The organism is Limnobacter sp. CACIAM 66H1 (genome assembly GCF_001601825.1).
Classification (GTDB): domain Bacteria; phylum Pseudomonadota; class Gammaproteobacteria; order Burkholderiales; family Burkholderiaceae_B; genus Limnobacter.
In genome coordinates this window covers 26,211-46,239 of record NZ_LUJK01000024.1, presented here as the reverse complement: position 1 = coordinate 46,239, position 20,029 = coordinate 26,211, and the positions used below count along the sequence as shown (strand labels likewise).

The 20,029-nt window shown below is 53.1% G+C and carries 19 protein-coding genes, 2 tRNA genes and 2 pseudogenes; 11 read left to right on the top strand and 12 right to left on the bottom strand.

All coding sequences use genetic code 11. The annotated features are described in order from the left end of the window. Positions 1–18 precede the first annotated feature (18 nt). The 9 genes from A0129_RS08770 to A0129_RS08730 form a co-directional block, all read right to left on the bottom strand. Entirely contained in the window at positions 19–1,647 is a 1,629-nt protein-coding gene (locus A0129_RS08770) for an ABC transporter transmembrane domain-containing protein (protein ID WP_291714263.1), read from the bottom strand. Positions 1,648–1,666: 19 nt separating this feature from the next. Further along, positions 1,667–2,776 (bottom strand): lipocalin-like domain-containing protein, encoded by a 1,110-nt coding sequence (locus A0129_RS08765; RefSeq protein ID WP_291714261.1) that lies wholly within the window; start codon positions 2,774–2,776, stop codon positions 1,667–1,669. Continuing rightward, positions 2,773–4,485, bottom strand: a complete 1,713-nt coding sequence (locus A0129_RS08760) for an FtsX-like permease family protein (RefSeq protein ID WP_291714267.1) — start codon at positions 4,483–4,485, stop codon at positions 2,773–2,775. Before A0129_RS08760 ends, A0129_RS08765 begins: the two co-directional genes overlap by 4 nt. Further along, positions 4,394–5,332 (bottom strand): hypothetical protein, encoded by a 939-nt coding sequence (locus A0129_RS08755; RefSeq protein ID WP_291714260.1) that lies wholly within the window; start codon positions 5,330–5,332, stop codon positions 4,394–4,396. The genes A0129_RS08760 and A0129_RS08755 overlap by 92 nt, the downstream gene beginning before the upstream one ends. A 3-nt stretch (positions 5,333–5,335) precedes the next feature. Further along, the gene (locus A0129_RS08750; RefSeq protein ID WP_291714258.1) at positions 5,336–6,055 is read right to left on the bottom strand and encodes an ABC transporter ATP-binding protein; all 720 of its coding nucleotides are present in this window, start codon (positions 6,053–6,055) and stop codon (positions 5,336–5,338) included. Between the two features lie 43 nt (positions 6,056–6,098). Beyond that, positions 6,099–6,884: an enoyl-ACP reductase FabI gene (gene fabI, locus A0129_RS08745; protein ID WP_171098705.1), complete on the bottom strand. Its 786-nt coding sequence runs from the start codon at positions 6,882–6,884 to the stop codon at positions 6,099–6,101. A gap of 89 nt (positions 6,885–6,973) precedes the next feature. Beyond that, on the bottom strand, positions 6,974–8,113 hold the full coding sequence (locus A0129_RS08740) for a glycosyltransferase family 1 protein (RefSeq protein ID WP_291714255.1): 1,140 nt from the start codon (positions 8,111–8,113) through the stop codon (positions 6,974–6,976). 5 nt (positions 8,114–8,118) lie between these two features. Continuing rightward, a complete protein-coding gene (locus A0129_RS08735; RefSeq protein WP_291714253.1) occupies positions 8,119–9,036 on the bottom strand; it encodes a UDP-2,3-diacylglucosamine diphosphatase in 918 nt (305 codons plus the stop codon). A gap of 121 nt (positions 9,037–9,157) precedes the next feature. Then, entirely contained in the window at positions 9,158–9,427 is a 270-nt protein-coding gene (locus A0129_RS08730) for a hypothetical protein (protein WP_008249951.1), read from the bottom strand. Positions 9,428–9,554: 127 nt separating this feature from the next. Here A0129_RS08730 and A0129_RS08725 point away from each other — a divergent pair. The 11 genes and pseudogenes from A0129_RS08725 (at position 9,555) to A0129_RS08675 (ending at position 17,787) form a co-directional block, all read left to right on the top strand. Then, positions 9,555–9,631: transfer RNA gene (locus A0129_RS08725), tRNA-Val, on the top strand. A gap of 104 nt (positions 9,632–9,735) precedes the next feature. Then, positions 9,736–9,864 (top strand): hypothetical protein, encoded by a 129-nt coding sequence (locus A0129_RS08720; protein ID WP_256367115.1) that lies wholly within the window; start codon positions 9,736–9,738, stop codon positions 9,862–9,864. 119 nt (positions 9,865–9,983) lie between these two features. Next, positions 9,984–11,891 (top strand): threonine--tRNA ligase, encoded by a 1,908-nt coding sequence (gene thrS / locus A0129_RS08715; RefSeq protein WP_291714251.1) that lies wholly within the window; start codon positions 9,984–9,986, stop codon positions 11,889–11,891. Continuing rightward, positions 11,891–12,439 (top strand): translation initiation factor IF-3, encoded by a 549-nt coding sequence (infC, locus tag A0129_RS08710; RefSeq protein ID WP_291714265.1) that lies wholly within the window; start codon positions 11,891–11,893, stop codon positions 12,437–12,439. The genes thrS and infC overlap by 1 nt, the downstream gene beginning before the upstream one ends. A 186-nt stretch (positions 12,440–12,625) precedes the next feature. Continuing rightward, positions 12,626–12,823 carry a 50S ribosomal protein L35 gene (gene rpmI / locus A0129_RS08705; protein WP_008249957.1) on the top strand — a complete coding sequence of 66 codons (198 nt, stop codon included), beginning with the start codon at positions 12,626–12,628 and terminating at the stop codon, positions 12,821–12,823. A 16-nt stretch (positions 12,824–12,839) separates the two neighbouring features. Then, on the top strand, positions 12,840–13,196 hold the full coding sequence (rplT, locus tag A0129_RS08700; protein ID WP_008249959.1) for a 50S ribosomal protein L20: 357 nt from the start codon (positions 12,840–12,842) through the stop codon (positions 13,194–13,196). 175 nt (positions 13,197–13,371) lie between these two features. Next, positions 13,372–14,379: a phenylalanine--tRNA ligase subunit alpha gene (gene pheS, locus A0129_RS08695; RefSeq protein WP_291714250.1), complete on the top strand. Its 1,008-nt coding sequence runs from the start codon at positions 13,372–13,374 to the stop codon at positions 14,377–14,379. A gap of 40 nt (positions 14,380–14,419) precedes the next feature. Next, positions 14,420–16,868 (top strand): annotated as a pseudogene (pheT, locus tag A0129_RS08690) (phenylalanine--tRNA ligase subunit beta). Positions 16,869–16,990: 122 nt separating this feature from the next. Further along, positions 16,991–17,263: pseudogene (locus tag A0129_RS08685) on the top strand (integration host factor subunit alpha); the annotation flags it as partial. Positions 17,264–17,300: 37 nt separating this feature from the next. Continuing rightward, positions 17,301–17,684 (top strand): MerR family transcriptional regulator, encoded by a 384-nt coding sequence (locus tag A0129_RS08680; RefSeq protein ID WP_008249966.1) that lies wholly within the window; start codon positions 17,301–17,303, stop codon positions 17,682–17,684. Positions 17,685–17,710: 26 nt separating this feature from the next. After that, positions 17,711–17,787, top strand: a tRNA-Pro gene (locus A0129_RS08675). A 71-nt stretch (positions 17,788–17,858) separates the two neighbouring features. Here the strand turns inward: A0129_RS08675 and A0129_RS08670 are convergent. Genes A0129_RS08670 through A0129_RS08660 form a run of 3 tightly spaced genes read right to left on the bottom strand, consistent with a single transcriptional unit; the run spans position 17,859 to position 19,929 of the window. Continuing rightward, positions 17,859–18,548, bottom strand: coding sequence for a VIT family protein (locus A0129_RS08670; RefSeq protein WP_291714248.1), 690 nt, complete (start codon positions 18,546–18,548; stop codon positions 17,859–17,861). A 1-nt stretch (position 18,549) separates the two neighbouring features. Further along, complete coding sequence (locus tag A0129_RS08665) at positions 18,550–19,122, bottom strand: exopolysaccharide biosynthesis protein (protein ID WP_291714246.1); 573 nt, start codon at positions 19,120–19,122, stop codon at positions 18,550–18,552. A 33-nt stretch (positions 19,123–19,155) separates the two neighbouring features. Then, positions 19,156–19,929: an SDR family NAD(P)-dependent oxidoreductase gene (locus A0129_RS08660; protein WP_291714244.1), complete on the bottom strand. Its 774-nt coding sequence runs from the start codon at positions 19,927–19,929 to the stop codon at positions 19,156–19,158. Between the last annotated feature and the right edge of the window lie 100 nt (positions 19,930–20,029).

Here is a 20,029-nt window from a genome sequence, read left to right as displayed (position 1 = left end):
CAATCCGGTCGGCCGCCATTACGGTAGCCAAACGGTGGGCATGATCAGGGTGGTTCGGCCGTGTCGGCTTTTCTCGATTGCTTGTTGAACCAATTGTTCGCTTTCTGCATCCAGGCTGGCCGTGGCTTCATCCAGCAAAAGCAAACCAGCGTCGCGAAGCACGGCGCGAGCGATGGACACACGTTGGCGTTCTCCCCCACTGAGGCGCACCCCTTTTTCGCCCACATTGGTGTCCAAACCCTTGGGCATTCGGTGGACAAAATTGGTCGCGGCTGCGTCGGCCAGTGCCTTGTCAACTTCTTCGGCGGTGGCCTCGGGTTTGCTGTACCTCACGTTGTCTTGCAGGCTGCCCGAGAAAATGACCGCTTCCTGAGCCACATAGGCGCAATTGGCTCGCCATTGCTCCAGATGAAGGCTTTCCAATGCCTTGCCTTCGATCAATATTTGTCCCTGGTTAACGTCGTACCAGCGCAGAAGCAGGCTGAACAAGGTGGACTTGCCTGCACCCGAGGGACCCACAATGGCAAGCGTTTCGCCGCGCTGAATACTCAAGTTGAAATCTTCAAGAATGAATTTTTCTGGCGCTGATGGATAGGCAAAATCAACATGACTGAATTCGATCAAAAAGCCGCCCTGTTTCGCAGGTGGTGGAAGGCCATGTTTGTGAATGGTCGTGTCGAGATTGAGCAACTCAACCAGGCGCTCGGCCGCACCTGCGGCACGCTGAAATTCTCCGAGTACTTCAGACAATGCGGCGAAACCCGCGCCCACGAAAGCTGCATACATGACAAACTGGGCCAGTTCACCCGCGCTCATTTCACCGCTGGCTACTGCCTTTGCGCCCATCCACAACACCACCACCAGGCCTGCGAACGCAAGGCCAATCGCCACGAACAACAAAGCGGAGCGGTTCACGGTGCGTCTGCGCGCGGTTTGGTAAGTTTGCTCACTTGAGGTGGTGAATTTCGACGCCTCAGCATGTTCCTGGTTAAAAGCCTGGACGGTGGTAATCTGGTTCAAAACTTCCTGAGCAATGGCGCTACTGTCGGCGAGTTTGTCTTGGCTGGCCCGCGACAATTTGCGAACCCTGCGTGCCAATATCACCACCGGGATCATCACCACAACTACCAACAACAGCACAGCACCTGAAAGCAAAGGGCTTGTAAGCAGCAGCATCACCAAGCCACCTAGTGTGGTCAGACTGTTGCGCAGAAAGAATGACAAACTGCTGCCAATCAGGGTTTGAATCAGCGTGGTGTCAGCAGTCAAGCGAGATAAAACTTCACCAACTTTTAAGGTTTCAAAAAACTCTGGTCGTTGCACCAGCAAATGGCTGTACACACGGTTGCGCAAATCGGCAGAAATACGTTCGCCCAGCGTGGTGACCAAATAAAACCTCACCGCACTGGCCATGGCGAGCACAAACACGAGCAACAAAATATAGCCAAAGGCACTGTTTAATCCCTCGGGGTTTTTGCCAGCGAGAAATCCACTGTCGATCAACCAGCGAAACATGAGCGGCATGGTCAGTGACATGGCCGAGCCCAGCAGAAGGGCACCCAGTGCGGCAAACGCCCAGGCTTTGTGTGGGCTGACCAAGGAGGCCAGGGTGGAACCCAGGGTTTGGAGTTTATTGGTGTTGCTCATTCGGTGAGTGGTAAGTGGCTTAGAGTTGCATGGGGCGATCATACCCCGTCATTTCCAGGTAGCCGCGCCCCCAAGGTGAACCACTGGCGCTTTTCACATGCACCGCGCCTTCCCAATACAGCGTGCCGGTGCTGGCTCGCGCGTCCAGTTCCTGATCATCGAACAGGGGTAGAAGTTCAAAGCGCTGCTCGTCAAGCACAAGCGTTTGGGAGACAGGGTATTCAATGCCAGTGCGGGTTGACTTCCAGCGTTTCAACACCTCAAATTTCACCTGGCTGAAATTTCGCACACTACCATCTGCATGTCGAAGAGCAGCATGAGTCCACACCGGTGCTTTGCCACTGTCGCGATCGCGGATTTGGAATGCCATCAAGGCTTCGCCTCGGCTGCCGTGCAAACCTACCCAGTCCCAACCTTGTGCATTTGGGGCCAGCACGGTGCTTGACCATTCGTGGTCCATCCAGAAGCTGCCTTGCACTGGCAATGTTTTGTTCTCCACGCGAACTGTGCCGCTGCTGCGCATGTGGGGCATGGTGATGTAATAGCTCGATTGTTCGGGTTTAGGTCCCTTCTGAGAATAGCCGCCCTGGCCTTGCATCCACGGTAACTGTGTTTGTTCCATGCGCAAGTCGATAGTCAATTGAGGGGTGTTAATTTTGCATTGCCACTGCTCGCCTTGCGCGGTTTGTAATTGCCAGCCAGGCATTTGGATGTTCAATACCTGTTGGGTTGAACTTTGAATCGAGGCACCGCCGCTGCCTGCGCGACGAATGATTTGGTCGTGTTTAAGTTTGCCCGCAGAGTGCATAGCCACCGCAGCATGGGCAAATAACAACTGCTTTGGAGAAAAAGCGCTGGGGTTTAATACATTCACATTGGGTGCCGATCTAAAGAAGGTGATTTGCACACCCAAAGGTTCGCCCAATTCCGGGCTCTCAAACCAGCCTGTGAAGTACCACCACTCGGTTCGGAATGCAGGGTGTGCGCCGTGGTCTCGGGGCAGGGTGGGCGGTATGCCTGCATTCGGTTGGGCATACACGCGCTGCATACCTGCTTCAGCCAGCGCGATACCTGCATGGGATAGAAGGGGGAGACCCAAGCCGACTTTCAACACATCCCGGCGCTTCATGCCCAATCCTCTTTCAATTGCTCGACCAAGCGAGTACCCAGTTTGTCTCGCAGAGCCAGCGTCACTGTGGCGGTGCTCATGGCAACCAGCACGGAAACCATCAGGCACAGGTCTCGCCAAGGCGTGAACCATTCCATGGTCCAGTGAAACGATTGCGGGTTCACCACAAAAATCAGAATGGCCGCAAAGGCCAGTCCAATTGTCAACCCGACCAAAGCGGCCACCAGTGATGCAATCAATGCTTCACGCGCAATCAGTTTCAAGACCCAGCGGGGGCTAGCACCCATGGCACCGAGCAATGCGAATTCCCGTTTACGCTGCAAGGCCATTGCAGAAAACGTGGTGCCCACACCGAACAGACCAATCACCACGGCCGCAATTTCAAGCAGGTAAGTCACAGCAAAGCTTCGATCAAAAATATCCAGACTCAGTTGTCGAATTTCACCTGGCTCTGCAAAGTCTATTTTCTCGGCGATGGGGGAGGTATTGGCTGCTTGTTCAATTCGAGCAACCATGTCTTTGACGGGGATATTCTGTTGAGGCCAGATGGCGCCTTGTGTGTCTTTGAACTGCACATTGAATTGCTCCAGCAACTCCGCCTTGGGTAAAACAATCGCACCGTGTTGGCGTGTGTAATCGCGCCACACGCCCATCACCGTGGTGGGCACTCGCACGCCTTGGTCAAGTTGCAGTTCTAGGGTGCTGCCTGCCTGCAGGCCATACAAATCCGTCATGGGTTCACTGACCCACACTGGCAATGTGCCGACTTTGGGCTCATCGATTGTATTTCCGGTCATGGGCAGGCGCTGTGCGGCAGCCTGAACTGAAATGGGCCGGGCAATCAGTTCAACGGCAGGCCTTTTTGGATCAAGCACAATGGCCTGTTGGCCCCAAAATTCAACCAAATCTACACCAGGTAGTTCAGCCACTTTTTTCTGAAAGGCATCCGGAAATACCGGAATGCTTGCGTTGTTCAGTTTTACGTACAGCGGGGCGGGCAATACTTGGGTAAGCCATTGGTCAAGTGAATGGCGAAAGCTGTAGATCATCACATGCATCGCCACCACCAAAGCAAAACTCGCAACCACGCCGGACAGGCCCACCGCCAGTAAATTCGGAGTACTGGCCAGACGCGATTTGGCAAGATCCGCTACTTCCCTTAGCTGGGTGGGCGGTCTGATCAGGGCACGAACCACCACGCCAATCATGGCGATGCCACCAAACAAACCAAAGGCCACAGCCAGATAGCCCCCCACGGGAATATTGCCGTAAGGTGGTATGAACAAGCAAACAGCGGCTACCCCGCACAGGAGCAACCCAACCCAATGCGCTTTGTTGGCAAACTGAAGGCCAGCTTCCTCCGTGCCCGCACGCAGTCGTTGGTGCAAAGCCATTTGGCCGGTTTGCAAGGCAGGTGATAATCCACCCAACAGGGTAGCCACCACGCCAAATCCCGCAAATAAAAGGGTATCCAGAAGGGGCAGGGCCACCGTGCCTTGTGTAGTTTGAAAATAGCCAGCCCCCAGATCAACACCCAAATAACGGACCACAGCCAGCGACAAGCCCCAGCCCAGGCCTACGCCCAACACGCCACCCACCAAACCGCAGCACATTGATTCAAACAACACTTGAATGCGCAGGGCGCCGCTGCGCGCGCCCAAAGCCGCCAGCAGTGCCCACTGACGAGACCGTTGTGCCACCGCCAGCATTTGCGTCGAGAAAGTCAAGAAGCCGCCCGTGAGCAGGGCCACCATCGCCAGAATGGACAGGTTGGCGCGATAGGCTTGTGAGACACTGGCTCCTCCGTGTGCCTTGTTCACTGGGCGTTTCAAGACGACCCAATTCAGCAAACTCGTCGCCATATTGCCGTTGAAAACTGGCTGGGGTCACGCCCTCCTGAAGTTTTAAATCGATCCGGGAAATTTGCCCCAGAGTTCCCAGACGCCACTGCACGGCGGCAATGTCGGCCACGGCAAGAATTTGCCCGCTACCCGCGGCAGGCACTGTGCCTGCGATCTCCCATGCTTGGCTCCTGTTGTTGTGTTGCGTGGTTAGCGTATATTGTTCGCTGGGCATCAGTTCCTTTAAAGCCGGGCTAACGAACACGGAAGTTGTGCCTAGCAAGGGAATTTCGCCTTGTTGCGCGGCGTCGTTTGTTTCATCACTGTTTTGCCCAATCAAGTTGGGCGTGACCGCCGCGGCTGTGAATACATCCAACCCTAGCCAGCGCACAGGTTTGTCAAAACCCTGCACTGCGATATTGATGTCGATTACCGGGGAGGCCACAGCCACTTCGGGCAACGCGGCAAGCCGCTCAAGTGTGTGCTCGGGCAGTAGAGCGCTGTGCGGTAACAACTGCAAGTCCGCTTGCCCGGAGAATTGGCGTACCCCGTTGTTGAACTGGTCAAGCGCCTGCTTGTGAATAAGATGCACGGCAAAACCCAGCCCCACACCGACTGCAATCGATATGGTAGCGATCAGCCATTTCACTGGTTGATCACGCAAGGCGCCGGCAAACAGTTGCAGCTTTAAAGCCAGGCTTGGGGGCAATACCATGGTTCAGGCCTTGTTGGCCGCATGGGCTGCCACATTGTCAATTTTGCTTATTTCGGCCAAATGGTGGTCGGCCAAATTCAGGCGATGATTCAGGTGACTGGCTGCTTTGGGAGAATGGGTAACCATGACCAAGGCGCAACCCTGCGCTGAACACGCATCAAGCAACACCCGCAACACCCGCTCGGCGTTGTCCTCGTCTAGGTTGCCAGTCGGTTCATCTGCAAGTATCAATGGCGGGTTTAGTGCCAGTGCACGCGCAATCGCAACACGCTGTTGTTCTCCGCCAGACATTTCGCGCGGGTAGCTTGTGGATTTATGACTCATTCCCACCTGATCCAGCAGTTGCGAGCACCGCGCATGATTGGGTTCTTCTCCAGCCAACAGAAAAGGCAGTTCAACGTTTTGTTGCGCAGTCAAATGCGGCATGAGGTAGTAGGCTTGAAAAACCAGCCCTACGTGACGAAGTCGCCGCGCTGAAATTTGATCGGTGTTCAGGGTGTGAATGGCAGTGCCTGCCCAATACACCTCGCCAGTGTCGGGCCTGTCCAGCCCGGCCATTAAATGAAGCAGGGTGGATTTACCTGACCCCGATTCACCGATCACGGCAAGAGACTGCCCCTGTTGCAATTGAAGACTGACGTCGGTGAACAGCTTAACGCCACCGAGGGTTTTTGAAACCCCCGCCACTGCGAGGGTTGTTGAACTTGTTTGCTGTTGGTTCACCCGAATTACCGCCTTGTGGTGAAACGTTTAAGGAATCGATTCCTTATTCTGCCATGCCGCCTACCACTGTGCTGTAGCCTGCATCCACATAGGTAATTTCAGCAGTAATGCCACGCGCCAAATCGGAAAGCATGAATGCGGCAGTGTTACCTACATCGTCAATCGTCACGTTTCGGCGCAGGGGTGCAGCTTCCTCAACGGCGTGCAAAATTTTGCTGAAACCTTTAATGCCTGCCGCAGCCAGGGTCTTGATTGGACCAGCTGAAATACCGTTCACGCGGATACCCTTTGGACCCAGTGATTCAGCCAGGTAGCGAACCGATGCTTCCAGCGATGCCTTGGCCAAGCCCATGGTGTTGTAGTTGGGCACCATGCGAACAGAGCCCAGATAGCTTAGTGTGAGCAAAGCGCCTTCGCGGCCTTGCATCATGGGATAGGCCGCTTTGGCCAGTGCCGGGAAACTGTAGGCTGAAATGTCGTGCGCAATGCGGAATGCTTCGCGCGAAATACCTTCCAGAAAGTCACCTGCAATGGCCTCGCGCGGGGCAAAGCCAATGGCGTGCACCAAACCGTCCAAACCATCCCAGTGCTTGGCCAGTTCAGTGAACAGGTTCTCAATTTGGGCGTCCTCGGCCACATCCAGCGGAAACACCAGCTTGGAGTTGAACTCGGCGGCCATGTCTGTAACACGGTCAATGAAACGCTCGGTTTGGTAAGTGAAGGCCAGTTCTGCGCCCTGCGCATGGCAGGCCTTTGCAATACCGTAAGCGATTGAACGGTTTGACAAAAGGCCTGTGATGAGAATTTTTTTACCGGCTAGGAATCCCAATTTGTATTGCTCCTGAGAATGAGTTGTGAGTTTTCACTTAGTGCCTATTATTTAGGGCCTATTATAGGCAATTCACAGGGCATTCGACTTCAGGGACGGTTAGACAAAGGCTTGGGGTTGGCTGACAACTTCTTGGGTGCAGTGGTGGTCAAGCCGATTGGTGCCAGGTAGCCTTGGAATTGTTCAGCACAGTTTTCCCAAGTAAAGGTGCTGGCATGTTTCAAAGGAACGTCTCGTTCAATTTTCAATGCGGCCATGGCAGCGGTTTTCAAGTTCCAGTCCAGCACGCCTGCACCGGAATTGCCAACCACATCCAGCGGCCCGTTCACGGGGAAGGCTGCCACGGGGCAACCGCTGGCCATGGCTTCGAGCAACACCAATCCAAAGGTGTCAGTCATGCTTGGGAACACGAAAACATCGGCTCGTTTGTACAACTCGGAAAGCGCTGCGTGGTTTAGCATTCCGAACCACTTGGCTTCTGGGTATTGCTTCTCGAGCGCCTTTCGTGCAGGTCCATCACCAGCAATCCACTTCTCGCCGGGTAACTCCAGGCTTAAAAACGCCTCCAGATTTTTTTCCACCGCGACGCGACCAGCGTACAAAAACACGGGTTTCTCTACGCTGCATTCATTCAAGCGGCGCAATAACTCAACCTGTTGAGCGTCGTCATGGGGCAGGTCCCGTGGGCTGTAACTCATGTGCTTGCTGGCCGCGGATTGCTCCGGATTGAAGCGTTTCAGATCCACGCCCCTTTGCCAAAGCACACAATTATTCAAACCGCGTCCCTTTAACGTTTCGATCACTGACATGGTGGGCACCATGACAGCGCGGGAAGGTTTGTGAAACCAGCGAAGCAGGGAGGCAGTGAAGCGAATCGGGATACCCGACCTTGCTTTGACGTACTCGGGGAACTGAGTGTGGTACGCCGTAGTAAATGGAAGTTTGCGACCGTGCGCCAGCAAACGCATTGCCAGGCCGATTGGACCTTCCGTCACAATGTGCACCGCCTGGGGTTTGAATCGGTCAAGCTCATTGCGCAGGCGGGTGAATGGCCAAAGAGCCAATCGAATTTCCGGGTAGGTGGGGCAGGGTATTGTCTTGAACAAGCCCGGGTGAATCACCCTGACATCGTGTCCTTTCGCAGTCAGTTGCGCTACCACTTGGCTTAGCGTTTGTACCACGCCGTTGACTTGCGGAGCCCAAGCGTCGGTTGCAATCAGAATTCGCATGTTGCTTACTCCGTTAACGAGTGCGCAAGCGCTTTTTGTTTGCGGGCTGGCAGGTCACGGTGTGGCCAATGCACGATATCCAGTTTTCCGCAGGGGTGCTCAACCAGCGCGGTCAGGCTTTCCACCCAATCGCCGTCGTTGCAGTACAGCAAACCATCTACGTGTTTAATTTCGGCTTTGTGAATGTGACCACACACCACGCCGTCGTAGCCGCGATGCCTGGCTTCGTGAATCAAAGCGTGCTCGAACTCAAGAATGAAGTTCACGGCATTTTTAACTTGCTGTTTCAGAAACTGCGACAGTGACCAATACGGGTAGCCCAGCTTGATTCGAATATTGTTCAACACCCGGTTCAAAGTCAGCGCAAAGTTGTACAACGTATCGCCCAGATAGGCCAGCCACTTGGCGTAGCGCACCACCTGATCAAACTCATCACCGTGCACCACCCACAGGCGTTTGCCGTCTGCAGTCACGTGAACGGCGTTTTCCATAATCGGAATGTCGCCGAAGGTCATGCCTGCAAACTGGCGTGCGGCTTCATCGTGGTTACCAGGAATAAACACCACTTGCGTGCCCTTGCGCGCCTTGCGCAACACCTTTTGAATGACATCGTTGTGGCTTTGTGGCCAGAACCAGCTTTTTCGCAGCTGCCAGCCATCAATAATGTCGCCCACCAGGTAAAGCGTGTCGCTTTCATTGTGTTTCAGGAAGTGGAGCAGGGCGTCTGCCTGGCACCCGGGTGTACCCAGGTGAATGTCTGAAATCCAGATGGTGCGGTATTTGTTTGACCCCTGATCGTCGGCGGCAGGGTCAGCTTCAGAATGGTATTGCTGACCAGTTGGCTCAGCGTGTGGTTCGGTGGTCGCTTTCGCAAACAGTTGTTCGGCAAGTTGCTGCTTGAAATTCAACTGGTTCGAGCGCATTTTTAATGTCCATGTTCTTGTCATGGCACCCATTAAACGCGCTCGATTTGACTACCTTGTGACGGTTATATGACTCTTTTTTGACAAAAAAGCCGCCATCTCTTGGATTTTGTGACTCGTTTTATTTGGCTTCGAGGCTTTTCGGCAGCCACCAGGTAAAGCCGTAAAGCAGGGTTTTTGACACCACTTCCATGGTGGGCAGGTTTTTACCGCGCAGTCGAAGGAATGCAATTGGCAGTTCCAAGGTGTGTGCAACCAGTAACAAGGCGGCCAAAACCAACAGGAAAGGCATCACCAAGCTAATCAACAGATAGGCTGGGACCACAATCCAGAAGCCGTTCATGACTTTGCGCATGGATTCAAACGATTGGGGGCTGACTTTAATGGCCATCTGTTTTCCTTGTCGATGATGGAGATTTGAAAAATTGAATATGACAATAGTTCTTGTCAGAAATCTTGTCAAGCGTGTTTGGACTTGCCCCCGCGGGCTCACTGGTGTATATTTCGCACTCTTCTTTAGGACCGTAGCTCAGCTGGTTAGAGCGCTGCCTTGACATGGCAGAGGTCGCTGGTTCGATTCCAGTCGGTCCTACCAAAACTTTCCCCAATCAATTTAAACCGTCGCGATTGCTCTTTCCGTAGCACAATGGCTGAATCAAGTTTGCGTTTGTACGCTTGAAACAATCAGGAGTGTTCAACATGGGCCATGAGCAGAAAAGCAACAAGATGGACAAGAAGAAAGCGCTGAGTACTCCCAAAGAGAAGAAAGCAGCCAAGAAAGTGAAAAAAGACATCAAAGAAGGCATTCACAAACCCAAAATTGTTTGATTGGACAAGCTTTTGTCCGCAATCAGCCACTTTTGTATGACCAGGCATCATTCAAAAGGCTAAAATAGAAGGTTGCGAAGAATTTCATCCAAGCTCATTCAATCGTAAGGGAAGTACCTATGCCAGTAATCCGCCTGCCTGACGGATCCGAACGTGTTTTCGATCACCCTGTGACAGTCGCCCAAGTGGCGGCCAGCATTGGCCCTGGTTTGGCGAAAGCTGCCTTGGCCGGTACAGTGAACGGCACGCTGGTTGACACCTCTTACACCATTGAAAACGACGCCACCCTGTCTATCGTCACTGAAAAAGACGACGAAGGGCTGGACATGATCCGCCATTCCACAGCCCACTTGCTTGCCTATGCCGTGAAGGAATTGTTCCCCTCTGCGCAGGTCACCATTGGCCCTGTGATCGAAGACGGGTTTTACTACGACTTTTCCTACGAGCGCCCCTTCACTCCTGAAGACCTGGAAGCAATCGAGAAGAAAATGACCGAGCTGGCCAAGCTCGATGAAGTGGTGACCCGCGAAGAATGGGTTCGTGACGACGCAGTGCAATTTTTCAAAGACCAGGGCGAGCACTACAAGGCCGAGATTATTGCCAGCATTCCCAGCAATGAAAACATTTCGCTGTACCGTGAAGGCAAGTTCATCGACTTGTGCCGTGGTCCCCACGTGCCCAACACCGGCAAACTGAAACACTTCAAGCTGATGAAAGTGGCCGGTGCGTACTGGCGCGGCAATTCCAACAATGAAATGTTGCAGCGTATCTACGGTACAGCCTGGACCAAGAAAGAAGACCTGGCTGCCTACCTGCACCGCCTGGAAGAGGCCGAAAAGCGCGACCACCGCAAACTGGGCAAACAGCTTGATTTGTTCCACATGCAAGACGAAGCACCAGGTTTGGTGTTTTGGCACCCCAAAGGCTGGGCTTTGTGGCAACAGGTTGAGCAGTACATGCGCAAGGTGTACGTGGATGGTGGTTACCAGGAAATTCGTTGCCCTCAAATTCTGGACCGCAAGCTTTGGGAAAAGTCGGGTCACTGGGACAACTACAAAGAAAACATGTTTACCACCGAGTCGGAAAAGCGCGACTATGCGTTAAAGCCGATGAACTGTCCTGGGCACATTGAAGTGTTCAAAAGCGATTTGCGTTCCTATCGTGACCTGCCCATGCGCTACGGTGAATTCGGTGCGTGCCACCGAAATGAAAGCTCGGGTGCCTTGCACGGCATTATGCGTGTGCGTGGTTTCACGCAAGATGATGGCCATATTTTCTGTACCGAAGATCAGGTTCAGGAAGAGGTTACCCGGTTTAACCAGGTGGCCATGCAGGTTTACGCCGACTTTGGTTTCGACGAAATCAATGTGAAGTTGGCTTTGCGCCCCGAGGCTCGTTTGGGTACTGACGAGACCTGGGACAAGGCAGAGGATTCTTTGCGAGCAGCCTTGAAGGCGTGTGGTGTTCAGTGGACTGAGTTGCCAGGCGAAGGCGCCTTCTATGGACCCAAGATTGAATACCACATGAAAGACTCAATTGGCCGCTCATGGCAGTGCGGTACCATTCAGGTTGATTTTCAGTTGCCTGGTCGTTTGGGTGCTGAATACGTGGCTGAGGACAACAGCCGCCGCGTGCCAGTGATGCTCCACCGCGCCATCGTGGGTTCGATGGAGCGCTTCATCGGAATCTTGATTGAAAACCACGCAGGTGCCATGCCTTTGTGGCTGTCACCAGTTCAGGTTGTCGTGGCCACGATCACCGAGGCACACAATGACTATGCCCACAATGTGGTGCAAATGTTGAAGAAACAAGGCATTAGAGTGGAAGCGGATTTGCGTAATGAAAAGATCAATCGTAAAATCCGGGAGCACACAATGCAGAAAACCCCGTATATCGCCGTGATTGGTGACGCGGAACGTGATGCAAATCAAGTTGCTGTGCGCTTGCGCGGCAATGAAAACCTGGGTTCCTTGCCTGTTGATGACTTTGTTCAGCGCCTGCTGAGCGAAATCAACAGTAGGGCCTGATTTATTTAACCAGAAGAAAGAGGCTAGACATCGTAGCAGAAAAGAAAAATCGCATTAACGAGGAAATCCGTATCCCCGAAGTGCGCCTCATTGGAATTGAGGGTGAGCAGTTAGGCATCGTTAAAACATCAGAAGCCCTGCGTTTGGCTGAAGAAGGCGGTGTGGATTTGGTGGAAATTGCGCCACAGGCGGTGCCCCCAGTGGCCAAGCTGATGGATTACGGCAAGTTCCGCTATCAAGAGCAGAAGAAAGCTGCCGAGGCCAAGTCCAAACAAAAACAAGTTCAAATCAAGGAAATCAAGTTCCGTCCTGGAACAGACGACGGCGATTACAACGTGAAACTTCGTAACTTGACCCGTTTTTTGGAAGACGGTGACAAGTGCAAGGTGACCTTGCGTTTTCGCGGACGTGAAATGGCTCACCAGGATATTGGGGCCCGACTGTTGGAGCGTGTTCGCACCGATCTCGATGAGATTGGCGTAGTTGAGCAAATGCCCAAAATGGAAGGTCGCCAAATGGTCATGATGATTGCGCCGCGCAAGAAGTAATTACCGAAAGCCTGAAGTTTTCCAAAAGTATTGCCCAGAACAGCAAACCCGCGTTATAATCGCGGGCTTGCTGCATTGTGCGTAAAACCACAAAGCAACAAATTGCCCACCAGGTTAGAAAAGTGCTTCGTCGAAGCCACCTGCAAGCAGGTTCAATAAATATTGAACAGTAATAGGAGCACCAAGATGCCCAAAATGAAGACCAAAAAGAGCGCCTCCAAGCGTTTCTTGGTCCGTTCAAGCGGATCGATCAAGCGTGGTCACGCCTTTAAGCGCCACATCCTCACCAAGAAAACGACCAAAAGCAAGCGTCAATTGCGCGGCATGGAAACGATTCACAAATCTGACATCGGTCGCGTTCGCGACATGATGCCTTACGCATAACTGGGAGGAGTGACAAATGCCTAGAGTAAAACGTGGTGTAACGGCTCGCGCCCGTCACAAAAAAGTAATCGCACAAGCCAAAGGCTTCCGCGGTCGTCGTAACAATGTATTCCGCGTTGCCAAGCAAGCGGTGATGCGTGCTGGTCAGTACGCATACCGTGACCGTCGCAACAAGAAGCGCGTATTCCGCGCCCTGTGGATCACCCGAATCAACGCCGCAGTGCGTGAACACGGCATGACCTACAGCGTGTTTATCAATGGCTTGAAGAAAGCTGCCATTGGCCTGGACCGCAAGGTATTGGCTGACCTGGCAGTGACCGACAAAGCAGCGTTTGCTGCCATCGTGGGTCAAGTGCGCGCAGCGCAGGCTTAATTCACCAGCCAAGTCAAATATTTGTCACAAGTGTAGCCCCCTGAGGTTTTTCACTTAAGTTGGCGAAAAGACTAAACAAAACGGAGCTCTCGGGCTCCGTTTTTGTTTTCTGGCGGTACAATTCAGGGCTCTACTCCGAGCCGTTCCAATCTCAAAAAGAATCGACCCAATACCCATGGATGCTTCGCTTTTAGCCATTCTTACCGAGGCCGAACAGGCCATGTCATCGGCAACAGACCCAGCCAGCCTTGAAAACATCAAGGCCCAATTTTTGGGCAAACAGGGCAAAGTCACCGAGTTGCTCAAAGGCATGGCCGCTCTGTCGCCCGAGGAAAAGAAAACCCGTGGCGCGGAAATCAACCAATTGAAACAGCAGGTTGAGGCTGTGTTGAATGCCAAACGGCAAGCGCTGGCCGATGCCGCCATGCAGGCGAAACTGCGGGCGCAAGCGATTGATGTAACCAAACCCGGCCGCATGCGCGGCACAGGCGGTTTGCACCCCGCCATGCGAACACTTGAGCGCATTGAAGAAATTTTTACCACCATTGGCTTTGATTTGGCCGACGGTCCTGAAATTGAAACCGACTTCCACAACTTTACTGCATTGAATACGCCGGAAAATCACCCTGCGCGTTCCATGCATGACACCTTCTATGTTGAGGGCACTGGCGGCAACCTGCTGCGTACGCATACTTCACCAATGCAGGTGCGCTACATGCAAACCAATACTCCGCCCATTCGCATTATTGCGCCGGGCCGTGTGTACCGTGTTGATAGCGATGCTACCCACTCGCCCATGTTTCACCAGGTTGAAGGGTTGTGGATTGACGTGGGTGTCAGCTTTGCCGATTTGAAAGCGGTATTTATGGATTTCCTGAAAACCTTTTTTGAAACCGATGACATCACGATTCGTTTCCGTCCGTCGTTCTTTCCTTTCACTGAACCCTCTGCGGAAATCGACATGGCGTTTACCAGCGGCCCCAACAAGGGCAAGTGGCTGGAAATTGCCGGTTGCGGTCAAGTGCACCCCAACGTGTTACGCCATGTGGGCATTGACCCTGAAACCTACACAGGGTTTGCGTTTGGTGTCGGTCCGGATCGCTTGACCATGCTGCGTTACGGCATCAACGACCTGCGCCTGTTCTACGAAAACGACATTCGTTTTCTGCAGCAATTCAATTAAGTTAATTCCGTTTAACCAAACCAGTTTTGGATATTAAAAGATGCAATTCACAGAATCCTGGTTGAAGTCACTCGTCAACACGCCCTTGAGTACGCAAGAGTTGGGCGACAAGCTCACTATGGCGGGGCTCGAGGTTGAAGAACTGGAACCCCTGGCACCAGAATTTTCGGGTGTGGTTGTGGGCTTGGTGGTTAAAAAAAGACAAACATCCGGATGCCGACCGCTTGAGCGTATGCCAGGTGCAAGTGGCCGAGGGCGACGTTCGTCAAATTGTATGTGGTGCCCCGAATGTGGCCGAGGGGCTGAAGGTGCCATGCGCTTTGCCTGGCGCCGAATTGCCTGGTGGTTTCAAAATCAAACCCACCAAAATGCGCGGCGTTGAAAGCGGTGGCATGTTGTGCTCTGGCAAAGAACTGGGTGTGCCCAGCGATGTTGATGGTTTGCACATTCTGAGCGAAGAATTCCCGGTGGGCGGCAATGTGCGTGAACTGCTCGGCCTGAACGAGATGAAGTTCACCCTGAAAATGACGCCCAATCGCGCCGACTGCCTAAGCGTTTGGGGCGTGGCCCGCGAGGTGGCCGCGCTCACTGGTGCAGCTTTGAACCCACCTTCGTTGGTACCAGTGACCGCCACCATTAGCGATGTGTTGGACGTTACCGTGGAAAACACTGACCTTTGCGGTCGCTTTGCAGGGCGTGTTATTCGCGGTGTGAACAACCATGCAAAAACTCCTCAGTGGATGGTTGATCGTCTGGAAGGCGCGGGCCAGCGTAGCTTGAACGCACTGGTGGACATTTCCAACTACGTGATGCTTGAACTGGGCCGTCCCAGCCATGTATTCGACCTGGACAAAGTGCAGGGTGGACTCACCGTGCGTTGGGCGCGCGAAGGTGAGAAACTGAAGCTGCTCAACGAGATGGAAGTTGCCTTGAAGCCGCACATGGGTGTGATTTGCGATGCCAATGGCCCGGAGGCGCTGGCTGGCATCATGGGCGGAGATCACACTGCAGTGAACGAAGGTACCACCAATATTTTCTTGGAGGCGGCATTCTGGCATCCCGACGCCATTGTGGGCCGTGCCCGTGAATTCAATTTTTCGTCTGATGCCTCACACCGCTTCGAGCGTGGCGTGGACTTCCAGACCATTCCTGAACACATCGAACGCATCACTGCCCTGATTCTGGAAATTTGTGGTGGTCAGGCCGGCCCAGTGGTGGACCAGGTGTTGAACCTGCCCGCACGCAAGCCCGTGACGCTGCGCCATGCGCGCGCGGAAATGGTGATCGGCATGCCATTTACGGTGGAGCAGGTGAAAGACGTGTTTACCAAACTGGGCTTCCAGTTTAGCGTTGAAGGGCAGGCGATCGACGGGCGAAAAGAGGCGATTTCTTATGTGGTCAACCCACCCAGCTATCGCTTCGACATCAACATCGAAGAGGACCTGATCGAGGAAGTGATTCGTGTGGTGGGCTACGACAGCCTGCCTTTGCGAGCACCCATGGGCAAGCTGAAAATGCTGCCTGCTGTTGAAGGTAAAGTTGGCCGCCATGCCATTCGCCGTCAAGTGGCTGCGCTGGGTTACCAAGAAGTAGTTAGCTACAGTTTCACGCCCGAACAGTGGGAAACAGATTTCAATGCGAATACCAACCCGGTTCGCTTGCTCAATCCAATTGCAAGCCACCTCAGTGTGATGCGCTCTACCTTGATTGGCAGCCTGACTGGTGTGTTGAAACACAATTTGGGTCATCGTGTAGACCGCCTGCGTGTGTTTGAAGTGGCCCGCGTTTTCGAGAAAGACGACAAAGTGCAAGACGGCGCACAAACCGTCGCGGGCTTCAAGCAAACCTGGAAACTCGGCGGTTTGGCGTATGGCTTGGCAGACCAATTGCAATGGGCCGCAAGTAATAACCGTGCACTCGACTTTTTCGATGTGAAAGGCGATGTGGAGCAACTGTTGCATGGTCGCAAGGTGGATTTTGAAGCATTTGATGCTACAAACCCCCATCCAGCTTTGCATCCAGGTCGCTGTGCCCGCGTTTTGGTAAACAGGCAACCGATTGGTTTTATCGGTGAACTGCACCCCAGGTTGGCCCAAGAATACGATCTGCCACAGGCTCCGATCGTGTTTGAGTTGTTGCTGGATGGTTTGAACACCCGTAAATTGCCTGCTTTCAAGGAAGTTTCGAGGCAGCCGGTTGTAGTTCGAGACCTGGCATTTGTAGTAGAGCAAAATATTGCTGCTGCGCAACTTAAAAAAGCATTCACGGAAGTGAAAGATGACAACCTTGCTTGGCTGAAATCGGTTATCCTTTTCGATGAATTCGTACCGAAAGAAGAAGGTAAGGGTCTGAATCTAAATGAGAAAAGTTTGGCTTTCAGGCTGACCCTTCAAGCGAGCGACCGCAGCTTGACTGATGCAGACATCGAGCCTTTGTTGAAAAAAATGATTGAGCAGGCAGGCCAGCGTTGTGCGGCCCGTTTGCGATAAATATTGATAAATAGGTAGAACTCACTGTGGATCAATTTGTGTTGAACGACGACCGAAGCAACGAAATGACTGCCCGCTCTGACCGCATGGACCTGATTGAAGACGGTCTGGCCTCGGGCTCCCTGACCAAGGCTGAACTGGCTGAAATGTTGTTTGACAGCCTGGGCCTGAACAAGCGCGAAGCCAAAGACTTCGTGGATGCATTTTTTGATGAAATTCGCACCACACTGGAAGGCGGCGATTCCGTGAAATTGTCGGGTTTTGGCAATTTCCAGTTACGCGACAAGCCCCAACGGCCTGGCAGAAACCCAAAAACTGGCGAAGAGATTCCCATTGCAGCGCGTAGAGTGGTAACCTTTCATCCCAGCCAGAAACTTAAAGCTTTGGTTGAATAATTTTCACTAAATTATTTAAGTACAAGCCAATTACTCAATGCAAAAAACCGTAAACGCCGACGGAGCGCCACCCACAGCCAGCTTGCCGCCCATTCCGGCCAAGCGCTATTTCACCATTGGTGAGGTCAGTGAGCTGTGTGGCGTAAAAACCCATGTGCTTCGCTATTGGGAGCAAGAATTCACGCAATTGAAGTCGATTACCCGCCGAGGTAATCGCCGTTACTACCAGCACCATGAGGTGCTGTTCATTCGCAGAATTCGTGAGTTGCTCTACGAGCATGGCTTCACCATCAATGGTGCACGTAACCGTTTGGATCAGGAAAAAAATGGTCCTGCCGGTGACGCGCCACTGCCCATTTTGATTGATCGTGAAGTTTTGAAAGAACAATTGCTAAATTTGCGCGAAGCCCTGAAAGCCTAGGCGTTTCATGTATAATCCAGCCTTCTCGGAATGTAGCGCAGCCTGGTAGCGCACTTGCATGGGGTGCAAGGGGTCGGAGGTTCGAATCCTCTCATTCCGACCAAAAATCTAAAAGGCCCAAGGTTTTAACTTGGGCCTTTTGTCTTTTTGGGTAGTTTTTCTGATCGATTGTCGCTAAGCCGTCACCCCGAATAATGCACCTACTCCTGCTGTCAGGCCCATGGCCAATGCGCCCCAAAAGGTGACGCGTACCGCAGCGATTCCCATGGAGGAGCCACCCGCTTGAGCGGCTAGTGCGCCCAACCCCGCAAGAAATACAAGAGAGCCGCCAGCGACACCCCACATCAAGCTTGTTGAGGGCAGCAAGAAGGCAACCAGCAATGGCAGGAGGGCGCCAGCAGCAAAAGTAGCTGCGGAAGCCAAGGCGGCTTGCACAGGCTTTGCTGCCAGTGCGTCTGACAAACCAAGCTCATCGCGCGCGTGGGCTCCCAATGCGTCGTGTTCCATCAATTGGCTTGCAACCTGTTTGGCAAGATTTTCATCAAGCCCCCGCTCAACATAAATCGATGTCAATTCCGCATGCTCATGGTCGGGTTGATTGGCCAGTTCCGCGCGCTCACGTGCGAGGTCTGCTTTTTCTGTATCAGCTTGCGAACTCACTGATACATATTCCCCTGCGGCCATCGACATGGCGCCAGCCACCAGGCCAGCCATACCTGCGACTAAAATCGCTTGTGAACCTGCACCAGTCGCCGCCACACCCAACACCAGACTAGCGGTGGACACAATGCCATCATTGGCACCGAGTACTGCTGCGCGTAGCCAACCGGTGCGGTGACCTTTGTGTTTTTCAAGATGTCTCATTTCAAACCAGCCTTACAATCACCCACATTAAAAACCCTACCACGCCAATGCCTGCAAGCCCGGTAACCATTCCCGCAATAATCGCCAGGCCGTCTCGCGCCATCAGCCCAAGACCGATCAATATGAGGGCAACAGCGGGTGTGCCGTTGCCCCCGGGTATCGGCAGAAAAATGATGAAACCCATTGTGGCAATGAAGGGTACCAGCCAGCCTCGATGCGTGGGACTACTCAGTGATTCCAGTCGAGGCGTGCAAATGCGGTCGGCTTTGGTGTATATCCAGTTCAAGATTTTGATCAATCGCGTGGCTGATTCTTTGGACAGCTCTACGCGGCAAACCCGGTCGGGCAGGCCATGGCCACTGTTGTTGGTCCACATCATTCGGGCTACGGCCCATATGCCAAATGAAAACAAAAAACCCGAGAACGGGATGGGTAGCAATGTGAGCACGGCGAGGAAAAGCAACAGTGCGCCGTGGGCAGACTCGCCATGCATGTCTGCGAGAAAACGCACGGACACTTTGTCTTCATGTGGGTGTTCAACAGCCAGTTTGAGGCGTAGCAAAAGATCGTTCATGCAGGGCAGTATACCGATGCCATATGACATGGCTTAGCGATAGCCACCATCTGCCATTACCACCTGGCCCATCAAATAAGGCATCGTGAGCAAGTGCAAGGCGCATCGCGCCATTTCATCGGGTTCAGCCCAGCGTTTCATCCAGATTTTTGCAGATTCTTTTTCGCGCACATCGGGGGGCAGGGTGGCGTTCAGGTCGGTGTTGATCCAGCCTGGGGCCAGGCCGTTGATACAAATTTGGTCTTCCGATAATTTTTCCGCGGCCACGCGCACAAACAGATTGTTGGCGGCCTTGGAAGCGTCATAGTGGGCCGAGACTGGGTCCCAGCTGTTGATGCCATTGGTAGAGGTGACCAGTAGGATGCGCCCGCGAAAATCTCCATGTACGGGATTATTTTTCATCTGGAGTGCAGCGTACTTGGTAACCAAAAAGCTGCCAGTGGCATTGGTGTTTTGTACCTGGTCCCATTCGGTCTGGGTTTGGTCAAAAAATTCAGTATTTGGGGATATGCCTGCACTGTGAATCACATGGTTAACAGCAATCCCTTCTTGTCCAATTGAATGGAAAAAAGCGGCGACAGAGGCCTCTTGCCCCACTTCGCACGGGAAGGCTTTGGCTTTCACATTTGGATTGATTAACTGGATTTGATGCAGCGCCGTCTGGGTTTTTTCTGGTTTGCGGCTGGCAGATACGATGACGTTTCCGCCTGATTTTGCTACTTCGAGTGCACAGGTGAGGCCAATACCGCTGGCGCCGCCGGTGATCACTGTCCAGGTATTGGAAAAATCAAAATGCGCTGCAGCCATGGTGTGCCCCCAGATGTTGTTGGACTTTTAGTGTGGCACAGCGCTTCATTTTTGATGAGATCTAATTGAGGGTAAGTTTAGGTCTAGTTCTACACGTAAA